General features: G+C 57.4%; 18 protein-coding genes. 11 read left to right on the top strand and 7 right to left on the bottom strand.

Annotation, left to right across the window (positions count from 1 at the left end):
- Window positions 1-38 precede the first annotated feature (38 nt).
- The 3 genes from WE862_RS03665 (at window position 39) to WE862_RS03655 (ending at window position 1,982) form a co-directional block, all read left to right on the top strand.
- Entirely contained in the window at window positions 39-704 is a 666-nt protein-coding gene (locus WE862_RS03665; protein ID WP_042029579.1) for a DUF3313 domain-containing protein, read from the top strand.
- 239 nt (window positions 705-943) lie between these two features.
- A complete protein-coding gene (locus WE862_RS03660) occupies window positions 944-1,456 on the top strand; it encodes a cupin domain-containing protein (protein ID WP_042029577.1) in 513 nt (170 codons plus the stop codon).
- Window positions 1,457-1,535: 79 nt separating this feature from the next.
- Window positions 1,536-1,982, top strand: coding sequence for an SRPBCC family protein (locus WE862_RS03655; RefSeq protein ID WP_042029575.1), 447 nt, complete (start codon window positions 1,536-1,538; stop codon window positions 1,980-1,982).
- A 99-nt stretch (window positions 1,983-2,081) separates the two neighbouring features.
- On the opposite strand, the gene WE862_RS03650 is transcribed toward WE862_RS03655, so the two are convergent.
- Window positions 2,082-2,582, bottom strand: a complete 501-nt coding sequence (locus WE862_RS03650) for a DUF1993 domain-containing protein (RefSeq protein ID WP_042029574.1) — start codon at window positions 2,580-2,582, stop codon at window positions 2,082-2,084.
- Between the two features lie 380 nt (window positions 2,583-2,962).
- On the opposite strand from WE862_RS03650, the gene WE862_RS03645 reads away from it, so the two are divergent.
- Window positions 2,963-3,424 (top strand): hypothetical protein, encoded by a 462-nt coding sequence (locus WE862_RS03645; RefSeq protein WP_052448093.1) that lies wholly within the window; start codon window positions 2,963-2,965, stop codon window positions 3,422-3,424.
- 286 nt (window positions 3,425-3,710) lie between these two features.
- Window positions 3,711-3,908, top strand: a complete 198-nt coding sequence (gene ydfZ / locus WE862_RS03640; RefSeq protein ID WP_005357022.1) for a putative selenium delivery protein YdfZ — start codon at window positions 3,711-3,713, stop codon at window positions 3,906-3,908.
- Window positions 3,909-4,100: 192 nt separating this feature from the next.
- On the opposite strand, the gene WE862_RS03635 is transcribed toward ydfZ, so the two are convergent.
- A complete protein-coding gene (locus WE862_RS03635) occupies window positions 4,101-4,556 on the bottom strand; it encodes a hypothetical protein (RefSeq protein WP_042029612.1) in 456 nt (151 codons plus the stop codon).
- 432 nt (window positions 4,557-4,988) lie between these two features.
- Between WE862_RS03635 and WE862_RS03630 the strand changes: the two genes are divergently transcribed.
- Window positions 4,989-6,386: a DNA cytosine methyltransferase gene (locus WE862_RS03630; RefSeq protein ID WP_042029571.1), complete on the top strand. Its 1,398-nt coding sequence runs from the start codon at window positions 4,989-4,991 to the stop codon at window positions 6,384-6,386.
- 27 nt (window positions 6,387-6,413) lie between these two features.
- On the opposite strand, the gene WE862_RS03625 is transcribed toward WE862_RS03630, so the two are convergent.
- Window positions 6,414-7,151, bottom strand: a complete 738-nt coding sequence (locus tag WE862_RS03625; RefSeq protein WP_042029569.1) for a PmeII family type II restriction endonuclease — start codon at window positions 7,149-7,151, stop codon at window positions 6,414-6,416.
- Between the two features lie 199 nt (window positions 7,152-7,350).
- Window positions 7,351-9,522, bottom strand: a complete 2,172-nt coding sequence (gene uvrD, locus WE862_RS03620) for a DNA helicase II (protein WP_042029568.1) — start codon at window positions 9,520-9,522, stop codon at window positions 7,351-7,353.
- Window positions 9,523-10,030: 508 nt separating this feature from the next.
- Between uvrD and WE862_RS03615 the strand changes: the two genes are divergently transcribed.
- The 4 genes from WE862_RS03615 (at window position 10,031) to WE862_RS03600 (ending at window position 14,769) form a co-directional block, all read left to right on the top strand.
- On the top strand, window positions 10,031-11,029 hold the full coding sequence (locus tag WE862_RS03615; RefSeq protein ID WP_033115676.1) for a BMP family lipoprotein: 999 nt from the start codon (window positions 10,031-10,033) through the stop codon (window positions 11,027-11,029).
- A 91-nt stretch (window positions 11,030-11,120) separates the two neighbouring features.
- Complete coding sequence (locus WE862_RS03610) at window positions 11,121-12,686, top strand: ABC transporter ATP-binding protein (protein WP_041209785.1); 1,566 nt, start codon at window positions 11,121-11,123, stop codon at window positions 12,684-12,686.
- A complete protein-coding gene (locus tag WE862_RS03605) occupies window positions 12,686-13,801 on the top strand; it encodes an ABC transporter permease (RefSeq protein WP_041209784.1) in 1,116 nt (371 codons plus the stop codon). The genes WE862_RS03610 and WE862_RS03605 overlap by 1 nt, the downstream gene beginning before the upstream one ends.
- Before the next feature lie 2 nt (window positions 13,802-13,803).
- Entirely contained in the window at window positions 13,804-14,769 is a 966-nt protein-coding gene (locus tag WE862_RS03600; RefSeq protein WP_033115673.1) for an ABC transporter permease, read from the top strand.
- A gap of 172 nt (window positions 14,770-14,941) precedes the next feature.
- Here WE862_RS03600 and WE862_RS03595 read toward each other — a convergent pair whose 3' ends face one another.
- On the bottom strand, window positions 14,942-16,927 hold the full coding sequence (locus tag WE862_RS03595; protein ID WP_042029567.1) for a bifunctional 2',3'-cyclic-nucleotide 2'-phosphodiesterase/3'-nucleotidase: 1,986 nt from the start codon (window positions 16,925-16,927) through the stop codon (window positions 14,942-14,944).
- A gap of 347 nt (window positions 16,928-17,274) precedes the next feature.
- Here WE862_RS03595 and WE862_RS03590 point away from each other — a divergent pair, with 347 nt between their 5' ends.
- Complete coding sequence (locus WE862_RS03590) at window positions 17,275-18,222, top strand: hypothetical protein (protein WP_042029566.1); 948 nt, start codon at window positions 17,275-17,277, stop codon at window positions 18,220-18,222.
- Window positions 18,223-18,309: 87 nt separating this feature from the next.
- Here the strand turns inward: WE862_RS03590 and mgtE are convergent, their stop codons facing one another.
- Both mgtE and cysG read right to left on the bottom strand, forming a co-directional pair.
- Window positions 18,310-19,734, bottom strand: coding sequence for a magnesium transporter (gene mgtE, locus WE862_RS03585; RefSeq protein ID WP_042029565.1), 1,425 nt, complete (start codon window positions 19,732-19,734; stop codon window positions 18,310-18,312).
- A gap of 344 nt (window positions 19,735-20,078) precedes the next feature.
- Window positions 20,079-21,479 carry a siroheme synthase CysG gene (cysG, locus tag WE862_RS03580; RefSeq protein WP_042029563.1) on the bottom strand — a complete coding sequence of 467 codons (1,401 nt, stop codon included), beginning with the start codon at window positions 21,477-21,479 and terminating at the stop codon, window positions 20,079-20,081.
- Window positions 21,480-21,482: the final 3 nt, after the last annotated feature.

Raw genomic sequence — 21,482 nt, 5'->3', positions numbered from 1 at the left:
ATCCACAGCAAAAACAATCGGTCAATGCAGGAGCAAATATGAAAAAGGTCGTGATGGTTGCCATGGCGGCGGCCCTTCTGGGCGGCTGCGCCGTAAAAAATCAGGTCTCCTACAGCTTGCAGTCGCTGCAAACTGTTCCCTTCAGCGCCTTCCAGCCGAACGAGAGCAACCCCAACCAGCGGGTCTACAAGGAGCCGGGCGTTGATCTGCGCCAATACAATGAGGTGCTGCTCGATCCGCTCCAGTTTATCCGGCAGGAGAATGGCCAGTGGTATCTGCTGACCGCCAACGAACAGAACCAGATTGGCCGCTACTACCACGACAAGTTCCAGAGCGAACTGATCAAGCACGGCGTCAAGATTGCCACCGCCCCCGGCCCGAAAGTGATGCGGATCCAGGCTGCTGTCACCAACTTCGACCTGACCCGCCCCGACCCGAAACTGCGTGACCTGATGCCGGCCAAGATCGCCATCAACGTCACCCGCGAAGTGATTGGCAAGGAGCCCTACCTGCTCAAGGTGGGCAGCATGGCCCAGCTGCTCGACTCCCAGAGCGGCAAGCTGCTGGTGCGGGTGATGGATGCCCGCGAGACCCCGGATACAACTCACAAGGATTCGCCCATCACCGCCGAGGAGATGGAGAAGATGATCGACCAGTGGGCGGCCAACCGCGCCAAACAGCTGGCCGACAATCTTGGCAAGTAGGCTCGGCAAGTAAGCACCGACATCATCGAGAGGGGAGCCAGCGGCTCCCTCTTTTTTGGCCCGCAGGCGGGGCGCTGCCATGGCTCGCAGCCCTTGCCAGCAGGGCGATCAACCCGTTGCCGAGTCCGCCGCCACACCATCCGCTGTGCAACGGGCCGACCGATTTCTGCTTTTCTCCCCCGCATTTTGGCAGTTAGGATGACCCTTCCCGAGTCAGCCTCATAGCATAAGGAACCACTATGAACCGCCACCCCTGCATCAAACACTGGAGCGAGCTGCAAGAGCAGGAGCCGCGCTACTACTCCGGCAGTCAGGAGCCCCTGTCGCGCGGTTGCGCCCTCGGCAAGCACTTTGGCTTCAGCCGCATCGGCATCCACCACGAGATCGTCGAGCCCGGCCACCGCACCAGCTGGCCCCATGCCGAAAAGACCGAGGACGAGTTCGTCCACGTGCTGGAAGGCACCCCAGATGTCTGGCTCGACGGCGTGCTCTATCGGCTGCAACCGGGCGATTCGGTCGGCTTCAAGGCCGGTGACGGGCTGGCCCACGCCTTTATCAACAACACCGAAGAGACTGTCCGCCTGCTCTGCATCGGCGACACCGAACGGGAGGATAACCGCATCCACTACGCCGTCCACCCCGAGCGCAACATCACCCTCGGCAAGCTGAACTGGGACGACGTGCCCGCGCGCGAGCTGGGGGATCACGACGGCCTGCCCGACAAGCTGCGCGAGAGCAACGGCCCCTTCTAGCGCAGGGAAGTGCCGCCCGATGGGGCGTTTCCCGCTCTGGCGACTATCCTTTGGGACTCAATCCAACAAGGAGGTGAATATGACAACAGGAACAGTGCGACTTCATCGCGTCATCAAGGCGCCGCCGATGCGGGTCTATCGGGCCTTTACCGAGGCGCAGGCGCTGGCCAAATGGCTGCCGCCCCACGGTTTTACCTGTCAGGTGGAGCATCTGGATGCCCGGGTTGGCGGCTCGTTCCGGATGTCCTTCACCAACTTCGCCAGCGGCCATAGCCAGACCTTCGGCGGCGAATACCTTGAACTGGTGCCGGGCGAGCGGATCCGCTACACCGATCGCTTCGATGAGCCCGGTCTCGCCGGGGTGATCCATGTCTCCATCATCCTGACCGCGGTGAGCTGCGGCACCGAGCTGGCGGTGGTGCAGGAGGGGATCCCCGCCGCCATCCCGCTGGAGATGTGCTATCTCGGCTGGCAGGAGTCGCTGGCCCAGCTGGTGGCGCTGGTGGAGCCGGATATTCCCGCTTAATGGCCGGTGGCGGGCCGGACATTCACCCCGCGCGCCAGCCGCTTGCAACAAAAAGAGCCTGCCAGATGGCAGGCTCTCCTCATTCTGGTCGGGGCGACCTTATTGCATATTGAGCCCGCCCAGATAGTCGCGCTTGCCGAGATCGACCCCGGCGCGGCGCAGCAGGGCGTAGGCCATGGTGAGGTGGAAGTAGAAGTTGGGAATGCCGTACTCATGGACGCAGGTATGGCCATCCATCCCCTTGCCGCCCGCCCAGTGGGGCACGTAGCGACCGCTGGCATACTGGCTGTAGTCCGCGTCCAGCTTGCCTTGCAGATAGGTGATGGTCTTGCCGATATGGGCGCGCAGATCCGCGATGGTTTTGGGCTCATCGCCCATGGCCGGCAGCTCGCTGTGGCTGGCGGTGGCCACCACGGTGCGGGCCGAATCGCAGCAGATCAGCACCTGCTTGCTGAAGGGCAGCATATCGACGATCAGCCGATCGCCGAAGAAGTTGTCCACGTTGAACTGCTTCACCGCGGCGTGGGCCTCGGCCTTGGCCAGACAGTGATCCAGATTGGTCAGCATCTTGATGAACTGGGCGGTGATATCGCGATTCATGAGCACTCTCCATCTTGTTGAAACAGCGGCCCGCGTGCGCGGCCACGGTGAATGAGACTGGCTAATCGGCCACCAATATAACGCAACTTTCCATCGGATAACCCTCATTCCCCCATAAAGTCTGGATCTTGCTGCGATAGGAGTTGGCAGGCATAAAAGATCGAGTGTCTCATGCTTTTCATTGTGCGTGCCCCTGTCAGATCTACGCCTAAAATTGACCGATGAGTTTTTTCGCATCTGATATGGTTTTATTGGGTTTGCTATGGATACATTCAAGTAGTAAGGCGCGGAATATATTTTTAGCCAACCAGATCTAGCTGCTTGATTCAGTAGCAAGATAATTCTTTATATGCGCCTGTTTATACCAATGAGGGTTAAGCATGTCTTATATCGTGGAAATGACAGCGCGGGCACTTGATAACGATGACTGGACTCGCGGAATGCCAGAAGGAAGTGGTTGGCAAGTCGTCAAGAATAAAAATAATGACCCCCAAGATTTCAATCAGGGAGCGAAAGGGAAATATATTTATATATATTATCAGACTGCCACCAGCGGAAAGGGGGTCGCAGCCATGCGCTTTATTACTGGCAAAGATGCGACCGCTCCTACTGGCTGGCAAAAAGTTGATGTGGATCTTAATGACGGTGCCGGCGGTCAATATATCTATTTGTGCTACCAGAAAAATGCTGATGCTGACTATATCGCAACCTTGCAATCTGGATATGGTGACTCGGTAGAGAGTGCATTCGGCGATTTTGGCCGTAGTGCAGTGGTACTTGCTCAGGATTTGAATGAAGATGCCAAAGGCAAATTCATATATCTTGGATATTATTTCAATTAATACAGCACCTATTTTATATCGGGAGCCTGCGATATTCTCGCGGGCTTTTTTGTCATCCTGTAACTGCGCCGTAGAGGTGGTGCCAGATGTGACCCAAGATAGTCATAGACATGCCGGGGAGCTGGGTGACCGGCATAAGGTGACCAATCCGTCATGCTCGCTCTTTCACCTCACGAGTTCCTCTCTGCCCCTTTTTTGATCTGTGACATAAATCACCTTTTTTCAGAGGCGTAGGCTGATCCCGCTGCCCGGAGCACCCACCCGGGTACAAGAAAAGGAGAGTGTAATGAAGATCTATGACCGGAACCGAAATGTGCTGAACCAGGGTCAGCGCGTCATGATTGCCGCCACCGGCGCCGTCGACTTCCTGAAAGAGGCTCATACCGACAACATGACTCCCTATCAGGCGGAGCACGAGAAGTGCGTGCTGCTGGCAAACTCCGGGGAGCGCTACGCCCCCATCGAGTTGATTAGACTAGGCTGATCCCTTTCCCTGTCACCCTACTCTTTACAATTCACCCGGCCGCCGCGCCTGACGGCCGGGTTTCTGATCTCCCTTCTTCTATTGCCCACCCTGATATTGCATCGCCTCAAGCCGGTTTGAGCCATCGAGCTGATTCGAGCAGCGAAGCGTCATCGAAAGATCCCGTTGCTTACGGCCTGCCAGCAAGGTGGCTCATTTCTGACTGGCTGGAGCCGCCGCAAATAGCCGCCTGCCTGCATGGCGGATCAGCAGCAGAGGCGACATCAGCGTGAGCAGCAGCCAGTGGGTGTGGGGTAGGATAAAGCTCCAGATGATCTCGTGTGGCAGCCAAGTCGATGCGGTTGCCGTCATAAAAGCGAGGTCATAGGTTTGCCACAACCAGAGTCCGGCAAAGAGCGGCAACAATAGCGGGCGGGGTATCAGCAAAAACAGGGGTAAGTAAACACACGCGAGCAAGGCGCTGAACTCCAGCATGGTTGGGGCCAGTTCAGCAAAGGTCCTTTCTGAAGAGAGGCCACTCCATTCGAGGGAAGTATCCTCGGTCAGTGCAGGCCACCACGATACGTATTGAAACAGGGTAAACGAGATCATAAACAGCAGGCTGGTCAGCAGCGCCAGCGCCGTTTTTCGCAAAAACCAGCGCCCCATCCGGCGCAGTGTCGGTATCCACTTAGACATTAATGACTCCCATCTGATGACGGGGCAGTATGCCTTGGCTGGTTGTGTGGTTAAAGCAACGCGCAGTTGCAATTCAGATCGGCCAACCCCTTGTTGGTGCCTGTGATAACAGCTTCGAGCCCTGAGTTGCAGCAAAACAGTTGGTATAAATTTAATTTATAGGTTTTGCGAAAATACCATCGTTTTGTCTTATGCCGACAGGCGGCGGGCCACACGCTCCCGTTTGGCTGCCAGCGGGGCGCCGGAGGCCAATGGCCGATTTGAGATAACGGGAATGGCACAACATAAGAGGCGTGTAGGTGCGATTACGCTTTGCCAATCTCCCTATAGCCCTTATTGACAGCCATACATTAATACCTCAAAATTTAATGGTACCTCATTGTAGTTTCGCAATGGAAAGTTATGGAAAGTACCATTTTATCATCAAAAGACGCTGCGTTATTCTTGGGTGTTAGTGAGCAATATGTTAGAAATTTGTGTAGAGCTAATGTCGTTTCGGCCAATAGAATTGGTAAAATGTGGTTATTAGAGAAGTCTTCATTGGAAAAATATAAAAGTCAGCAAGAATCAAAAACCAAGCATGTTATTTCTTTGGATCGTAATTCAATGGAAACAGTTTCAGATAAGCCGATAGCTATTAGTTTTTTTTCTGGTGCAATGGGGCTAGATATTGGAATTGAACGTGCAGGATTTGATCTTCGCCTTGCTTGTGAAGTAGATAAATTTTGTCGCCAAACCATTAGTCTTAATAGACCAAAATCTGCATTGTTAGGGGATATCAATAATTATTCTAAGGAAGATATTCTCAGATCAGCCGGTTTGGGGGAAAAGGATGAAATAAGTTTAATTGTTGGAGGCCCTCCCTGCCAAGCATTTAGCACTGCGGGTAAAAGAAAGGCCTTTCAAGATGAAAGGGGTAATGTTTTTATAAAATTCATTGAGTTAGCTACATCGCTCAACCCTAAATATTTTATTATTGAAAATGTAAGAGGGTTATTGTCATGCCCATTGATTCATAAGCCGCATAATGAAAGGGGAATAGAGTTTACAGAAAGCGCTGAGGATTCTATGAAGGGCGGGGCGCTGAACTATATTTTAAAAATGATAAAAGCATCTGGTTATGCATACTCATTTAATCTATATAACTCTGCAAATTTTGGAACACCACAGATTAGAGAGCGAGTTATAATTGTTTGCTCTCGCGATGGTGTGAAGCCTCCATATATAGAACCTACACACTCTGAATCTGGACTTTTTGGGTTGCCTTTGTGGAATAATTTAAGCTCTTGCATTAATGATATTTCTGAGCATGAACATCTTAACTTTCCAGAGAAAAGAATTAAATTCTATAAAAAATTAAAGCCGGGGCAAAACTGGAGAAGTCTATCAGAAGAAGACCAAAAAAATGCTATGGGTAAATCTTATTTTTCTGGTGGTGGAAAAACAGGTTTTTTCAGGCGACTAGCATGGGACAAACCATCGCCGACATTAGTGACACATCCTGCTATGCCTGCAACTGACTTAGCCCACCCTGAGGAAAATAGACCTTTATCGATACAAGAGTATAAAAGAATTCAGGAGTTTCCTGATGACTGGTTAATTGCAGGGCCATTGATTCAGAAATACAAACAAATTGGTAATGCTGTACCGGTTAGCGTGGGATTGGCAGCCGGACGACTTATAATGAAACTAATCAAAGGAGAGGAGGTTAGGCAGTTTGAGCATTTCCCATACTCTAGATATAAAAACACAGATGATATCTCTTGGGAGCTCGATTTCAACAAAAGAAAACATAAATAATTAGTGGGGCAACTTGCCCCACATAGTTTATTCTTCTGAGCTAAGAGCTATGATCTTATCCCAATCAATATCGCCATTTTTGGTACAGAATTGTAAGGAAAAATCTTTTTCAAAATTCGCTATGACTTCTTCATATTTTCCATGAGAATGCTTGATTCTATTGCACTTATCTTTTGCAATAATTGCTATTAACTCTCGATGAAAATTTTGGTTCCCAGTTATGAACTCCCAAAATTTCGCACCACAAAGCTTATAGTATCCTTCTTTTTTATATGGAGACCGGTCAATACCATAACAGCAGCCATTAATGGCAATAATTTCTGTATCGTTGTTATTTGTTGTTCGTAATATTTTTTTTGCTTTATTGAAGTTATCAACCATTCTTTTAATTTGTGACGAATTACCCCAATTAGGGCCAGATTTGATGGATACTAAATATTTTTTTCCATCTTTATTAAATTCGAGGTCTATTCCTTCCGCCGCAGACTTCATGCCGCCATACACGCGATTGTTTATATTTATAGCTATTTCCTCTAGTACTCCACCAAAAACAGCTTCTTCTTTAGAGGATAAAAATGCATCTAGTAGAGGCCTTATTAATTCATAAGGGGATGTGATGCCTTTAGCTTTGAATAAATATGGGTTCTTGCGTTTTAAAACATCTTTTAGTTTTAACTTTTTAAGTCCATCAAGTAATTTTTCATCATACTCGCTAATCTTTTTTTCAATAAAATCCGAAATATCTTCATTGCGTACAGAGTTCATTTTTTAAATGCCATCTAATTATTTATAGAAATTTTTATCCTATAATAATTCTCAAAGGAGGCTATGTCTACAGTACAGTTTCATTGCAATCTTATGATATTTTCCTTATGTCAATAAGATAGATGCTTGTCTAAGAAAGTGAGCATGGAGAACCCCTACTGCCTATGGAAGTAGGGGCTGATTGAAGAGATAAAGGAAATTACAGCGCTTCCAATCTGGCATACGCCGTCACCAGCCACTTGGCGCCGACGTCGTCGAACTGGATCTGCACCCGGCTCTGCTGGCCGACCCCTTCGAAGTTGAGTACCACCCCTTCGCCGAATTTCGGATGGAGCACCCGCTGGCCGAGCTTGATGCCGCTGGCGTCAAAGCTCTGCTGCACCTCGTTCTGGCTAAAGCGACCGTACTGGGTGGGGCGGCTGACCTGAGTGCGCAGCCGGATCTCTTCCAGACACTCGGCGGGCATCTCGCGGATAAAGCGGCTCGGCTTGTGGAACATCTCGCGGCCGTAGATACGGCGGCTCTCGGCATAACAGATGTAGAGCTTCTCCATGGCGCGGGTCATGCCGACGTAACATAGGCGGCGCTCCTCCTCCAGCCGGCCCGACTCCTCGGTGGATTGCTGGCTGGGGAACATGCCCTCTTCGACGCCGACCAGCAGCACCAGCGGGAACTCCAGCCCCTTGGCGCTGTGCAAGGTCATCAGCTGCACCGCGTCGGCATATTCGTCCGCCTGATTCTCGCCCGATTCCAGCGCCGCGTGGGCGAGGAAGGCGGAGAGATCGCTCATATCTTCCAGCTCGTCCGGGCGCTGGTACTGGCGGCAGGCGGTGACCAGTTCGTCCAGGTTCTCTACCCGCGCCTGGGATTTCTCGCCTTTTTCCGCCAGATACATCGCCTTGAGGCCGGAGTTCTGGATGGCGATATCCGCTTGCTGGTGCAGCGGCAGCATGGAAACCTGCTCCTCCAGCGCGTCGATCAGCTCGACAAAGCCGCGCACCGCATTGCCGGCGCGACCGGTCAGCACCTTGTCGTTGAGCAGGGCCTTGGCCGATTGCCACAGGTTGAGCCCCTGATCGCGGGCGTTGCCGCGCAGGATCTCGAGGGTGCGATCGCCGATGCCGCGGGTCGGGGTGTTGACCACCCGCTCGAAGCTGGCGTCGTCGCCACGGTTGTTGATAAGCCGCAGGTAGGCCATGGCGTCCTTGATCTCTTGCCGCTCGAAGAAGCGCAGGCCGCCGTAGATGCGGTAGGGCATGGCGTCCTGCATCAGCGCCTCTTCCAGCACCCGTGACTGGGCGTTGGAGCGATAGAGGATGGCGCAGTCGGCGAGCAAGCCCCCTTTCTCTTTCCAGTCCTTGAGACGGCCGACCACGAAGCGCGCTTCGTCCACCTCGTTGAAGGCGGCGTAGAGGGAAATCGGGTCGCCCTCGGCCCCTTCGGTCCACAGCTCCTTGCCAAGACGCTCGGCGTTGTTGGCGATGACGCTGTTGGCGGCCTTGAGGATATTGGCGGTGGAGCGGTAGTTCTGCTCGAGGCGGATGGTCTCGGCCCCCTGATAGTCGGTCAGGAAGCGCTGGATGTTCTCGATCTTGGCGCCGCGCCAGCCGTAGATGGACTGGTCATCGTCGCCGACGATCATCACCTTGCCGCTGTTGCCCGCCAGCATCCGCAGCCAGGCGTACTGGATGCCGTTGGTATCCTGAAACTCGTCCACCAGGATGTTCTGGAAGCGGTCGCGGTAGTGCTCGAGGATGTGCGGCTTGTTCAGCCACAGTTCGTGGGCGCGCAGCAGCAGCTCGGCGAAGTCCACCAGACCGGAGCGATCGCAGGTCTCCTGATAGGTCTTGTAGATCTGCTGATAGGTGCGGGTGACAGGGTCGCCGTAGAGGTCGATGTCGCCGGGGCGCAAGCCTTCATCTTTCTTGCCGTTGATGTAGCCCATCACGGCGCGCGGGGCCCAGTGCTTCTCGTCGAGGTTGAGCGCCTTGAGCACCCGGCGGATCAGCCGGTACTGGTCGTCGGAGTCGAGGATCTGGAAATCCTGCGGCAAGCCCGCATCCAGATGATGGGCCCGCAGCAGGCGGTGGGCGATGCCGTGGAAGGTGCCGATCCACATGCCGCGCACGCCGTCGCCGATCACCTTCTCGACCCGGCCGCGCATCTCGGCCGCCGCCTTGTTGGTAAAGGTGACCGCGATGATGGAGAAGGGTGAACAGCGTTCCACCTGCATCAGCCAGGCGATACGGTGCACCAGTACCCGGGTCTTGCCCGAACCGGCACCGGCCAGCACCAGCAGGTTGCTGCGGGGCGCCGCAACGGCATCTCTTTGCTTGTCGTTGAGCCCGTCGAGCAGGGTTGAAACGTCCATCACCACTCCTGTTTATTTATACAGGCGGCGATTATACGGCCATCCCCCCGTCAGACCAACTGCAAACTCCGCTCGGCGGGCAGGTGAAGGGAGTCGGGCAGGGCGGCTGCGCCGGTTTCTGGTCGGCAAAATGGGGGCGGGCGGAGGATGGTTTCCAGCTGTAGCCAGCGGCCGGATGGCGCGCCGCGCGGTTATTTTGCGAGCCGGATCACGGGGCGATGGGTGGGGCGGATGCCCAACCGGGGAAAACGGTTTAGAGTAACCAATTGAACAATAAGAGAAATGTCGTTTGGGTCTCTGAATTGTCAGCATAAACAACTGAAAAGTAGCTAAAAAACAACTGCTTATAAGGTTATTTGCTTATAATTCAAACCGTTAACGCAAACGTTTTTCCCTTATCATTTGCTTGACCCGCATCGGGGCTGACTTAGAGTAACCCTGCGTGCTAGATGACCCGCTTCGGCGGGCAAGCAAGTTCCCTCACTTAATAACAATCAAGGATACGATCGTGACTAAAGTGCTCAAACTGGCCACCGTGGCCTCCCTCACTCTCGCTGCTCTCTCTGCTCAGGCTGCTTCCGAGCCGGCCGTGATCTATGACACCGCGGGCAAGTACGACAAATCATTCAACGAAGCCGTGTTCCGTAACGGCGTCGAGCTTTACAACAAGGACAAAGGGGTAAAGGTCAAAGAGTTTGAGCCCCAGAACGAAGCCCAGCGCGAGCAGGGTCTGCGTCGTCTGGCCAGCCGTGGCAACGGCCCGATCGTGGCGGTCGGCTTCAACATGGGTTCTGCGGTAGAGAAAGTGGCGACCGAATTCCCGAAAACCCAGTTCACCATCATCGACATGGTGGTCGACAAGCCGAACGTCCAGTCCGTCATCTTCAAGGAGCATGAAGGTTCCTTCCTGGTGGGCGCACTGGCTGCCATCGCCTCCAAAACCGGCAAGGTCGGTTTCGTGGGCGGCATGGACATCCCGCTGATCCGCAAGTTCGAGTGCGGCTACGAGCAGGGCGCCAAGTACGTCAATCCGAAGATCGAAGTGTTCCAGAACATGGCGGGCTCCACCCCGGCCGCGTTTGCTGACCCGGCCAAAGGTGCCGAGCTGGCCAAGTCCCAGTTCGCCAAAGGCGCTGACGTGGTTTACGCCGCAGCCGGCGGTACCGGTATCGGTGTCTATCAGGCAGCCAAGGACAGCGGCAAGTTTGCCATCGGCGTAGACTCCAACCAGAACCACCTGCAACCGGGCACCATGCTGACCTCCATGGTCAAGTCTGTGGGTCTGGCTGCTTACCAAACCTGGGATGACGCGGCCAAAGGCCAGTGGAAACCGGGTATCAAGAACCTGGGTCTGGCCGAAGGCGGTGTGGATTGGGCGCTCGACAAGGACAACGAGAAGCTGATCACCCCGGAGATGAAAGCCAAGGTGGATGCCATCAAGGCCGAGATTATTTCAGGCAAGGTCAAGGTTCATGACTACATGAGCGACAATACCTGCAAATACTAATTAGATAGTTGCTGCTACGACTCTCAACGCACCGACCGGCCCGCACGGGCCGGTTTTTACAGTCTTATTTCATGAAACGCAGGGCTGCATCATGGACCAGACAGATCGCTATGCCATCGAATTAAGAGGTATCGATAAGCGGTTCGGCGAAGTGTACGCCAACAAGCTGATCGACCTTAAGGTTCGGAAAGGCAGTATTCACGGCATCGTTGGCGAAAACGGCGCCGGTAAATCCACCCTGATGAGCATCATTTACGGCTTCTACCATGCCGATAAAGGCGAGATGTTCATCGATGGGAATCCTTTCAAACCCCACGGTTCACAAGATGCGATTGCCGCAGGCGTGGGCATGGTGCACCAGCACTTCATGCTGGTGAACAACTTTACGGTTTTGGAAAACGTCATCCTCGGCGCTGAAAATGGCTGGCACCTTCAGCAGAGCGTGGCGTCGGCAGAGAAGCTGCTCGGCGAGCTGGCGCGGGACTATGGTCTCGAGGTGCCGCTGCACGAGAAGGTGGAAGATCTGCCGGTGGGCCTGCAACAGCGGGTCGAAATTCTCAAGGCGCTCTATCGCGGTGCCCGCATCCTGATCCTCGACGAGCCGACCGGGGTACTCACCCCGCAAGAGGCGGATCACCTGTTCAAGGTGCTGGAGAAGCTGCGGGATCAGGGGGCGACCATCATCCTCATCACTCACAAGCTGCGCGAGATCCTGGCCATCACGGATCAGGTCTCCATCATGCGCCGCGGCGAGATGGTGGCGCACGTTGCCACCAAGGATACCGACAAGGAGCAGCTGGCCGAACTGATGGTGGGCCGCAAGGTGCGCCTCAAGGTCGACAAGGGGCCGACCCAGCCGGGCGAAGCCAAGCTGAAGGTCGAGGGGCTCAGCTACTTTGACGCCAGCAAGGTGGAGCGGGTCAAATCGGTCAGTTTCGAAGTGCGCGCCGGTGAGGTTGTCGGCATCGCCGGGGTCTCCGGCAACGGCCAGTCCGAGCTGCTCAGCCTGCTTGGCGGCATCATCAAGCCGAGCAAGGGCGGCTTTACCATCAGCAGCCGCAGCGGCGTGCACAAGGTGAGCGCCGATCATGCGGCCGATCCCGAAATGGTGCGCAACTTCGGCCTCGGCCATGTGCCGGAAGATCGCCACAAGATGGGTCTCATCAACCGCTTCGAGGCGAAAGAGGCCTTTATCCTCGGTTATCACCGTCGTCCGCAGTACAACAAGGGGTGGCTGCAGAACAAGGAGGCGATCCAGCAGGATTGCCAGGCCAAGATGGAGAAGTGGGACGTGCGCCCGCCCCATCCCGACCACAAGACCGCCAACTTCTCCGGTGGCAACCAGCAGAAGCTGGTGATCGCCCGTGAAGTGGAGCAGGACCCGGATGTGCTGTTGATCGGCCAGCCGACCCGCGGGGTCGACATCGGCGCCATCGAGTATATCCACCAGCAGATTATTGCTATGCGCGACAAGGGCAAGGCGGTGCTGCTGGTCTCGGTAGAGCTGGACGAGATCATGAGTCTCTCTGACCGCATTCTGGTTATTGCCGACGGTCGCATCGTCGGCGAGCTGGATGCCGCCAAAGCGGACGAGCGCACTATCGGCCTGATGATGGCCAACATAGTGCCGGATGAAGTTGCCAAGGAGGCCCACTGATGAGCCAAGTACGTATTCCTGCCTGGGTCTCCGTGGGCGTCGTGTCTGCGGTCAACATCCTGCTGGCCTTCCTGGTGTCGGCCATCCTGTTCTACTACCTCGAGATCAACCCGGTCGATGCCGCCAAGATTATGTGGTACGGCGCGTTCGGCACCGGTGAAGGGTTTGGCTTCACCCTCTACTACGCAACCGGCTTTATCTTCACCGGTCTGTCGGTAGCGGTCGCCTTCCACGCCGGTCTGTTCAACATCGGTGGTGAAGGTCAGGCTTATATCGGTGGTCTGGGGGTGGGGCTGGTCTGTCTGACCCTCGGCGATGTGCTGCCGTTCTCCCTGCTGTTGCCGCTCTCCATCGTTGCCGGTGGTCTGTTCGGCGCGGCCTGGGCCTTTATTCCGGCCTGGCTGCAAGCCAAGCGCGGCAGCCACATCGTTATCACCACCATCATGTTCAACTTCATCGCCGCCTCGCTGATGGCCTATCTGCTGGTGGAGGTGTTCAAGCCGCCCGGTTCGATGGCGACCGAGAGCCGGGTGTTTGCCGAAGCGAGCTGGCTGCCCAAGATGACCGGGCTGGCGAGCCTGTTTGGCGTCGAGATGCCGAACAGCCCGCTCAACATCAGCTTCTTCTGGGCGCTGATCTGTGCGGCGCTGGTGTGGGTCTTTATCTGGCATACCCGCTGGGGCTACGAGATCCGCTCGGTCGGCGCCAGCCAGAGTGCCTCCGCCTACGCCGGTATCTCCTATCCCAAGGTGGTGATCCTGGCCATGGTCATCTCCGGCATGCTGTCGGGCTTCTTCGCCCTCAACGTGCTGCAGGGTGAGCTGCACCAGATCAAGCTCAACTTCGTGGAAGGGTTCGGCTTCACCGGTATCGCGGTGGCGCTGATGGGGCGCAACCACCCGGTCGGCGTCATCATCGCCAGCCTGCTGTTCGGTTTCCTCTATCAGGGGGGCGCCGAGCTCAGCTTCGAGTTCGGTGTCGACCGCAACATCGTCGTGGTGTTGCAGGGTCTGGTGATCCTGTTCTGTGGCGCCCTTGAGCACATGATGCGTCCGCGCATCGAGCAGCTCTATCTGGCGTTTGCCAACCGCTCTGCGCAAGTCAAGGGGGCCTGATCATGTTTGAAATTCTGATCCTGATGCTGGATGCCACCATCCGTACCGCGCCGCCCCTCATTCTGGCCGCCATGGCCGGCATGTTCTGCGAGCGCTCCGGGGTGGTCAACATTGCGCTGGAAGGCAAACTGCTGGCGGCGGCGTTCGCCAGTGGTGCGGCGGCGGCGGTCTCCGGTTCTGCCTGGGTGGGTCTGGGTGCCGGGATTGCCATCTCGGTGCTGTTTGCCCTGATGCACGGCTTTGCCACCATCACCCACCGCGGTGATCAGGTGGTGAGCGGGATGGCCATCAACATTCTGGCGGCCGGTCTGACCGTGACGCTGGGCCGTTACTGGTTCGATCAGGGTGGCCAGACGCCGGCGCTCTCCGGCGATGCCCGCTTTGCTCCCATCGACTTCCCCTATGCCAAGGAGCTCTACGATGTGCCGGTGATTGGCCAGCTCTACAGCGAGCTTTTGAGCGGCCACTCCCTGCTGGAGTACGTGGCGTTCGCCTGCGTTCCGCTGGCCTGGTGGGTGATGTTCCGTACCCGCTTCGGTCTGCGGCTGCGGGCGGTGGGTGAGGCGCCGGCTGCGGTCGATACCGCCGGTATCTCGGTGGTGCGGATGCGCTACACCGCGCTCATCATCGGCGGCCTGCTGGCCGGTATCGGTGGCACCTATCTGGCGGTAGCCCAGACGGCCCAGTTCATCCCCAACATGAGTGCGGGCAAGGGCTTTATGGCGCTGGCGGCGCTGGTGTTCGGCAAGTGGCGCCCCTGGAATGCCATGGCAGCCTGCCTGCTGTTCGGCTTCCTCGATGCGGTCGCCATCCGTTTGCAAGGGGTGACCATCGGCGACTTCCCGATCCCGGTACAGGCCATCGAGGCGCTGCCCTACATCCTGACCGTGTTCCTGCTGGCCGGCTTTATCGGCCGCGCCGTAGCGCCGAAGGCACTTGGTACACCCTATGTGAAGGAGCGGGAGTAGCGCCCTTAAGCGCGATATTCCCGACCACACAGATAACAGCAGGCCCACTTCGGTGGGCCTGTTTTTTTATGGCTGCTGCTGCGTGGATACTGTGGCCACCTTGCCGGGTGGGCTGGAAATAAAAAAGCCCCCTCATACGGGAGGGGGCTTGGCCTGATGGCTGGTTTCTGACTCAGGGAACCAGCTTGTAGACACCAAAGCCGGGGTGCTTGGGATCGCTGGCCGGCAGGGTCTCCACATAGTTCAGCTTGCCACCGGTCAGGGCTTGCGCCTCGCTGCGCGGGGAGCTGTAGATACGCAGATCCAGTGTGCCGGGCAGGGGGGCCAGCTGCCAGTTGTTGTCTGCCGCTGGCGTGAAGCCGCCCGGGTTGTTGGTGGCCAGCAGCTTCAGATACTCGGAGAGCACTTCGCGAGTTTCGAAGGGATCTTCATGGACGATCACCTTGCTGTTGATGCCCGGGAAGTTGCCACCGCCGCTGGCGCGGTAGTTGTTGGTCACCACGTAGAACATCTGGGCCGGATCGACCGGTTGTCCCTGATAGGTGAGATCGGTGATGCGGTAGCTGTCGCTCACCTTGTTGCCATCCACGTCGTAGCGGGCCGCCTTGGTCACATCGACCTTGTAGTTGACCCCGTCGATGACATCGAAGTTGTAGGTGCGGTACTTCTCGTTGACCAGCCACTGGGTTGCTGTGTTGGCAGGGTCGATCTTGTTGAACTGGACAGCGCTCTTCTCCAGCCACTCCTTGACGGTGGCACCGTTGATGGCCACGACCTGCAGGGTGTTGGGGTAGACATAGAGGTCGGCCACATTGCGCAGGGAGATATTGCCCGCCGGCACATAGGTGAAATCGGTCGGGCCATTGCGGCCCCCGCGGAACGGTGCGGCGGCGGAGAGGATCGGCCACTTCTCCTTGAGCTGTCCATCCTGCTGCAACTTCTTGGCGTGCCAGAGCTGGGCATCGCTGACGATCTGGATGGAGGGGTCATCCTGTACCAGCGCAAAGAAGCTGTGGATGGGTTGGGTAATCTTGCTGAGGGGCTCGTCCAGCCACTGGTTGGCCTGCTCGTGCTCGGTGATGACCTGATCGACCACCGCCTGATCTTCCACGCTGGTGGCGCTGCTGTCGATCTTGCGCAGCTGTGCCTGGCTGGAGCTGACCTGCCAGCGACCATCCTGCCAGGTCATATGCAGGTCGATGATGCCGAGGTGGTTGCCCCATACGCCGGGCATGACAGCCGGTATGCCCGCCAGGGTGCCCTTGTCGTTGTCCACATCGGTCATGTTGGGGTAATCGCCCGGGAAGGTGCGGTGGGCATGGCCCAGCAGCAGGGCGTTGACCCCCTTCACCTTGGCCAGCGGCAGAGCGGCGTTCTCCATCAGCGGCTCGCGCGGGTCGCCAATGATGCCGGTGTGAGCGACCACCACTACGATGTCGGCGCCTTTGGCCTGTATCTCGGGTACATAGTGCTCGGCGGTCTCGACCATATCGGCCACCACTACCTTGCCCTCCAGATTGCGCTTGTCCCACTGGGTGATCTGGGGCGGTGTCAGGCCGAGTACACCAACCTTGATGGTCTGGTTGTTGCCGTTGGCATCCTTCACCTGACGATCAAGCAGCACGTAGGGTTTGAACTTCTGCTTGCTCCAGTCGATGGTGCCCTTGCCATCGCGACTGAAGGCATCGGCCTCGAAGACGTTGGCGTTGATATAGGGGTAGTTGGCCCCCTTGAGCGTCGCGGCGAGGAAATCGAGCCCGAAGTTGAATTCGTGGTTACCCAGGTTGCCGACATCATAGTTCAGAGTGTTCAGCGCCTTGATGGCGGGGTGGGTCTGCTTGCTCAGCCACTGCTGTTTGACCTGCTGGTCGTGGATGTAGTCGGCCAGCGGGGTGCCCTGAATCAGATCGCCGTTATCGATCAGCAGGTTGTTGGCGTTTTCCTCGCGCGCCTTGCGGATCAGCACTGCAGTACGGGAGAAGCCGAGCGAGGCATCCGGCTTGTTCTGGTAGTAGTCATAACCCAGCAGGTTGGAGTGGATATCGGAGGTCTCTATCAGCCTCAGGTTGACGTCACCGGGAGCCTGAGAGTTGTTGTCGTTGCAGCCGGACAGCAAAAGAATAACGGCCACTGCGCTCAATTTGAGAGTGGTTTTCATGGGTAGGGTTCTCTTTGTTATGGGAATTGCCAGCACCGGGCATTTTATCGGCGACCAAAGAGACGGGCTGTGAGCCTGCTAACACTCCCGGCTAAGATGGCTCCTATCAATAGAGCTATGGGTCTGATTTGGCAGTTTTTTCCAATTTTTTCTCGCCATGCGTGACGCCTTGTATTGCTGCGGTTTCGCTAAAAAGGGTGGGGTAACTGGATCTTTTTTGGGGCCTTTTTGCTCGTCTGTAATGGTTGGTTACAGATCTCCATTCGACTGCCGAGTGACCTCTCAATTAAATTCAGCGCCGATTTATTGCACTTCTAATTACAAAGCAATCGCAAGGAACAACAACCATGAGAATGTGTAACAAGGCGCTGCTGGCTTTGGCCTGCACTGCAGCACTGTCTGCCTGTGATGGCGAAAAAGCCGCCAACAGTATTGCCAAGCGCCTGCCGCTGGATCTGCCGGAGGTTGGTGTTCACGAAGCCAACCTGCTGGGTCGGGACAAAGATGGCGCCCCATTGAAGATGATTGCCGGCGCCGAGGGATTTGCTCTGGTCTATCCCGAGCGGAACAAAGAGCAACGCTGGGGCGTTTGGGCCGAGATGGAAAAGAATGACACGGCTTCCCAATGGCTGGGCAAAACCGGTAAAGATGCCGATAAAGATGGCATCTATCCCATTTCGGTTATTCGTGACTCCGAGCGAGGTCTCACGCATTCCGGCAGCTCGGAAAGCAATTATCATCTGATCTCCTTCAAGGAGCAGGAGGTAGTCAACCTCAAGGGGCAGACCGAAAAGCTCAGAGCGTTTGACTTTGCCACCAACGGTCTCAAGTTTGGCGACAATACCGAAATTTTTGCCGGGTGGCGTGGCCAGATCTCCACTCGGAAACTGGCTTCACTCTCGATTGAAAATGGTGCCCGTTGGAGCGAGGCGGACTATAAAGGCGAGACCGACGCTATGGTCGGGGATATCAAAACCAGCAACAACAGCGGTGCATTGACCGTTGAAATTCAATTCCCCTACCATGGTTGCACTCTGGTGGGCACAGGTACCGCGAGCGCAGGACTGAGTGCGCTGACGTTTACCGGATTTGCGGATCCCAAGTGCAACTTCAACAGAGAGATGGTCGGTGCTGGCTATATTGCCGATAAGTGGCTCAAGGGGCTGAAGGCCGCCAAAAATGGTGAGATTGCCTACTCCACAGTGATAAAGCACCCGCAAACCAGCAAAGAGACTCTGGTGATCGGCTTCCCCGAGATGAATGGTTTTGTACTGATGGCTGACAAGCAGCCGTAATGACTTCCACATGTTTTCCTCTCCGTTTTCACCCCGGCCATGCCGGGGTTTTTTTATATGGAGAGGAGGGGATTTTCTTGCGCGGGTTTAGAGCAGGAACAGGGTGGCCAGCCCGAGGAAGATAAAGAAGCCGCCGGTGTCGGTGATGGCGGTGATCATCACGCTGGCGCCTACGGCCGGATCGCGGCCGAGCCGGTTCATGGTCATGGGGATAATGACCCCCATCAGCGCCGCCACCAGCAGGTTGAGCACCATGGCAAGCGTCATCACGGCGCCCAGCGCCGCATCCTGATAGAGCAGGAAGGTGGCTACCCCCATGGTGCCGCCCCACACCAGCCCGTTGATCAGCGCCACCCCGAGTTCCCGCAGCAGCAGGAAGGAGAGGTTGCCCGCCTGAATGTGCTGCAGCGCCAGCGCCCGCACTATCATGGTGATGGTCTGGTTGCCGGTGTTGCCGCCGATCCCGGCGACGATGGGCATCAGGGCCGCCAGCGCCACCAGCTGGGAGATGGTGTGTTCGAACAGGCCGATCACCCGCGAGGCGACAAAGGCGGTGCAGAGGTTGATGGCCAGCCAGGCCCAACGGGTCTTGACCGCCTTGGAGACGGGCGCGAACACATCCTCCTCTTCACTGATACCCCCCATCCGGCGCAGGTCGGTGTCGCTCTCTTCATAGACCAGATCCACCACCTCTTCGACGGTGAGGCGGCCCATCAGCTTGCCCTTGCCATCCACCACGGCGGCGGAGAGCAGGTCATCCCGCTCGAAAGTGCGGGCGGCCGCTTCGTCGTTATCCTCCGGATCGAAGGTGACCGGATCCTGCTCCATCACTACATTCACCCGGGTGTCCGGTTTGTGCAGCAGCACTGTGGTGAGCGGCAGCTCCCCCAGCAGGTGGTTGCGCCGGTCGATGACGAACAGCTTGTCGGTGTTGGCGGGGATCTTGCCGCGCAGGCGCAGATAGCGCTGGACGGTGGCGAGCGTTACCTCGGGGCGGATGGTGATGATCTCGAAATCCATCATGGCGCCGACGGTGTGCTTGCCGTAGCGGATCACCTCGCGCACCCGATCCCGGTCGGCGGGGGCCATGTAGGTGAGCAGCCGTCCCATCAGGTTGCGCGGCAGGTATTGGCCCAGATAGATCTGATCGTCGATGTCGAGGGTGCGCAGGGCATCGAGCAGCTCTTTGTCGCTCATGCCGCTGATGAGGCTGTCCCACACCGTCTCCGACGCTTCGACCAGAGTCTGGCCGCGCTTCTCTTCACTCACCAGCGCCCACAACACATGGCGCTCATCCGGCGGCAGCGACTCCAGCGCATCGGCGACGTCGGCGGCGGGCAGGCTGTTGACCAGCCGGGTCAGCTCGCTGGTCTGGTCGCGCTGTTCGGCATCCTGTACTGCCTGCGGATCGAGCAGGCTGTCGGTGAGGGCGTCATCGCGCAGCAGCAGGGTGAGAATGCGGGATCTGTCTTCCGCACGCTGCTTGGCGCTGTTTTTGATGGGAAGAGACATGAAGAGGTTCCTGAGCTGGTGGCCATAGGGCCGAATAGCCATAGGATACCAGACTTAAAACAACAGGTTATGACGGCGCGCAGTGGTGCAGAGATTTATCCGGCAGAGGTCGGGCGAGGGCTTGGCGCAGGCGCAATGGCAGGAGGGGGGCGGTTTCGAGGTGAAAATGACTCGGTATAAATTTAATTTATGGGTTTTCCCTGAATGGCCCAACTTTAACTTATGAAGAGTGGGTTGCTCCCTTCAGCCCGTTTCAATGCTCGCAGATTGCCAGCCATGGCCATCGCCCGATCCCGGTGAGAGGGTTATTCAGCCGGGATCGGGTGACGGACAGATTCAAATGGTCAGGCGAGGGCTCGCTGAGCCTGTGGTGCCTCACCAAACCAGGCGAGCTGGTCGGCCAGCGTCACCACCGAGCCCACCATGATCAGCGCCGGGCTCTCGATGCCCACCGCCAGCGTGGGCAGCTCATCGAGGGTGCCGCGAATGACCCGCTGGCAGGGTTGGGTGCCGCGCTCGATCAGCGCCACCGGGGTGTCGCCCCCCTTGCCGTGGGCCAGCAATTGCTCGCGGATGGTGGCGCAGGATGAGAGCCCCATATAGAACACCAGCGTCTGCTTGTCCTTGGCCAGCAGCGGCCAGTCGAGATCCCGGGCGCCCCCCTTGCCGTGGGCGGTGACGAAACGGACGCTCTGGGCGTGATCGCGGTGAGTGAGCGGAATGCCGGCGTAGGCGGCGCAGCCGCTGGCCGCGGTGATGCCCGGCACCACCTGAAAGCCGATGCCAGTGCCGACCAGCGTCTCCAGCTCCTCGCCGCCACGGCCGAAGATGAAGGGGTCGCCCCCCTTCAGCCGCACCACCCGCTGGCCCTTCTTCGCCTCCTCCAGCAAGAGCTGGTTGATCCCCTCCTGCGGCACGCAGTGGTTGCCCGCCTGCTTGCCGACGAAGATGCGTTTGGCGTCGCGGCGCACCAGCGCCATCACCTCGTCGGAGACCAGCCGGTCATAGACCACCACGTCGGCCTGCTGCATCTGGCGCAGGGCGTGCAGGGTGAGCAGGCCCGGATCGCCGGGGCCGGCCCCCACCAGCACCACCTCGCCACGGGAGTGACTTTCATCGGCAAACAGGTTGTCGGCCAGCTGGTGGGCAGAGGCGCTATCGCCCCGCGCCAGCGCCTGACCGAGCCGATCCGCCCCGAGCAGCCGCTCCCAGAAGCGACGCCGCTCGCCCATGGTGGCGAAGCGGGCCTTGACCCGCTCCCGCAGGCTGCCGGCGAAGGTTGCCACGGCCCCCAGATGTTGCGGCAGCAGGGCTTCGAGTTTTTCTCGCAGCAAGCGGGCCAGCACCGGCGCCTTGCCGCCGGAGGAGATGGCCACCATCAGCGGCGAGCGATCGATGATCGACGGCATGATGAAGCTGGAGCGTTTCGGGTCATCCACCACGTTGGCAAAGATCCGCGCCTGATTGGCGCTCTGGTAGACCAGCGCGTTCACCTCACGCCGATCGGTGGCGGCCACCACCAGCCACTTGCCCGCCAGTTGTGCCGGCGCAAATTCACCGGCCAGCCACTCGATGCAGCCGTTGGCAGCCAGTTCCGCCAGCTCGGGGTCGAGTTTGGGGGCGACAACGGTGAGGCGGGCACCGGCATCCAGCAGCAGGCGCGCCTTGCGCTCCGCTACCTCGCCGCCACCGACCAGCAGCACGGGTTTGTTGTCGAGTCGGCAAAAGATGGGCAAGTAGTCCATGGG

The sequence above is a fragment of the Aeromonas jandaei genome (assembly GCF_037890695.1).
In the GTDB taxonomy this organism is placed as follows: Bacteria; Pseudomonadota; Gammaproteobacteria; order Enterobacterales; family Aeromonadaceae; genus Aeromonas; species Aeromonas jandaei.
Note: the sequence above shows the minus strand (reverse complement) of the source record. Positions and strands in the feature narration are given on the sequence as shown.

What these genes read in the sequence shown, in the direction of transcription:
- WE862_RS03665 (WP_042029579.1), top strand. Translation starts at nt 39, where the DNA reads ATGAAAAAGGTCGTGATGGTTGCCATGGCGGCGGCCCTTCTGGGCGGC.
- WE862_RS03660 (WP_042029577.1), top strand. Translation starts at nt 944, where the DNA reads ATGAACCGCCACCCCTGCATCAAACACTGGAGCGAGCTGCAAGAGCAG.
- WE862_RS03655 (WP_042029575.1), top strand. Translation starts at nt 1,536, where the DNA reads ATGACAACAGGAACAGTGCGACTTCATCGCGTCATCAAGGCGCCGCCG.
- WE862_RS03650 (WP_042029574.1), bottom strand. Translation starts at nt 2,582, where the DNA reads ATGAATCGCGATATCACCGCCCAGTTCATCAAGATGCTGACCAATCTG.
- WE862_RS03645 (WP_052448093.1), top strand. Translation starts at nt 2,963, where the DNA reads ATGTCTTATATCGTGGAAATGACAGCGCGGGCACTTGATAACGATGAC.
- ydfZ (WP_005357022.1), top strand. Translation starts at nt 3,711, where the DNA reads ATGAAGATCTATGACCGGAACCGAAATGTGCTGAACCAGGGTCAGCGC.
- WE862_RS03635 (WP_042029612.1), bottom strand. Translation starts at nt 4,556, where the DNA reads ATGGGGCGCTGGTTTTTGCGAAAAACGGCGCTGGCGCTGCTGACCAGC.
- WE862_RS03630 (WP_042029571.1), top strand. Translation starts at nt 4,989, where the DNA reads ATGGAAAGTACCATTTTATCATCAAAAGACGCTGCGTTATTCTTGGGT.
- WE862_RS03625 (WP_042029569.1), bottom strand. Translation starts at nt 7,151, where the DNA reads ATGAACTCTGTACGCAATGAAGATATTTCGGATTTTATTGAAAAAAAG.
- uvrD (WP_042029568.1), bottom strand. Translation starts at nt 9,522, where the DNA reads ATGGACGTTTCAACCCTGCTCGACGGGCTCAACGACAAGCAAAGAGAT.
- WE862_RS03610 (WP_041209785.1), top strand. Translation starts at nt 11,121, where the DNA reads ATGGACCAGACAGATCGCTATGCCATCGAATTAAGAGGTATCGATAAG.
- WE862_RS03605 (WP_041209784.1), top strand. Translation starts at nt 12,686, where the DNA reads ATGAGCCAAGTACGTATTCCTGCCTGGGTCTCCGTGGGCGTCGTGTCT.
- WE862_RS03600 (WP_033115673.1), top strand. Translation starts at nt 13,804, where the DNA reads ATGTTTGAAATTCTGATCCTGATGCTGGATGCCACCATCCGTACCGCG.
- WE862_RS03595 (WP_042029567.1), bottom strand. Translation starts at nt 16,927, where the DNA reads ATGAAAACCACTCTCAAATTGAGCGCAGTGGCCGTTATTCTTTTGCTG.
- WE862_RS03590 (WP_042029566.1), top strand. Translation starts at nt 17,275, where the DNA reads ATGAGAATGTGTAACAAGGCGCTGCTGGCTTTGGCCTGCACTGCAGCA.
- mgtE (WP_042029565.1), bottom strand. Translation starts at nt 19,734, where the DNA reads ATGTCTCTTCCCATCAAAAACAGCGCCAAGCAGCGTGCGGAAGACAGA.
- cysG (WP_042029563.1), bottom strand. Translation starts at nt 21,479, where the DNA reads ATGGACTACTTGCCCATCTTTTGCCGACTCGACAACAAACCCGTGCTG.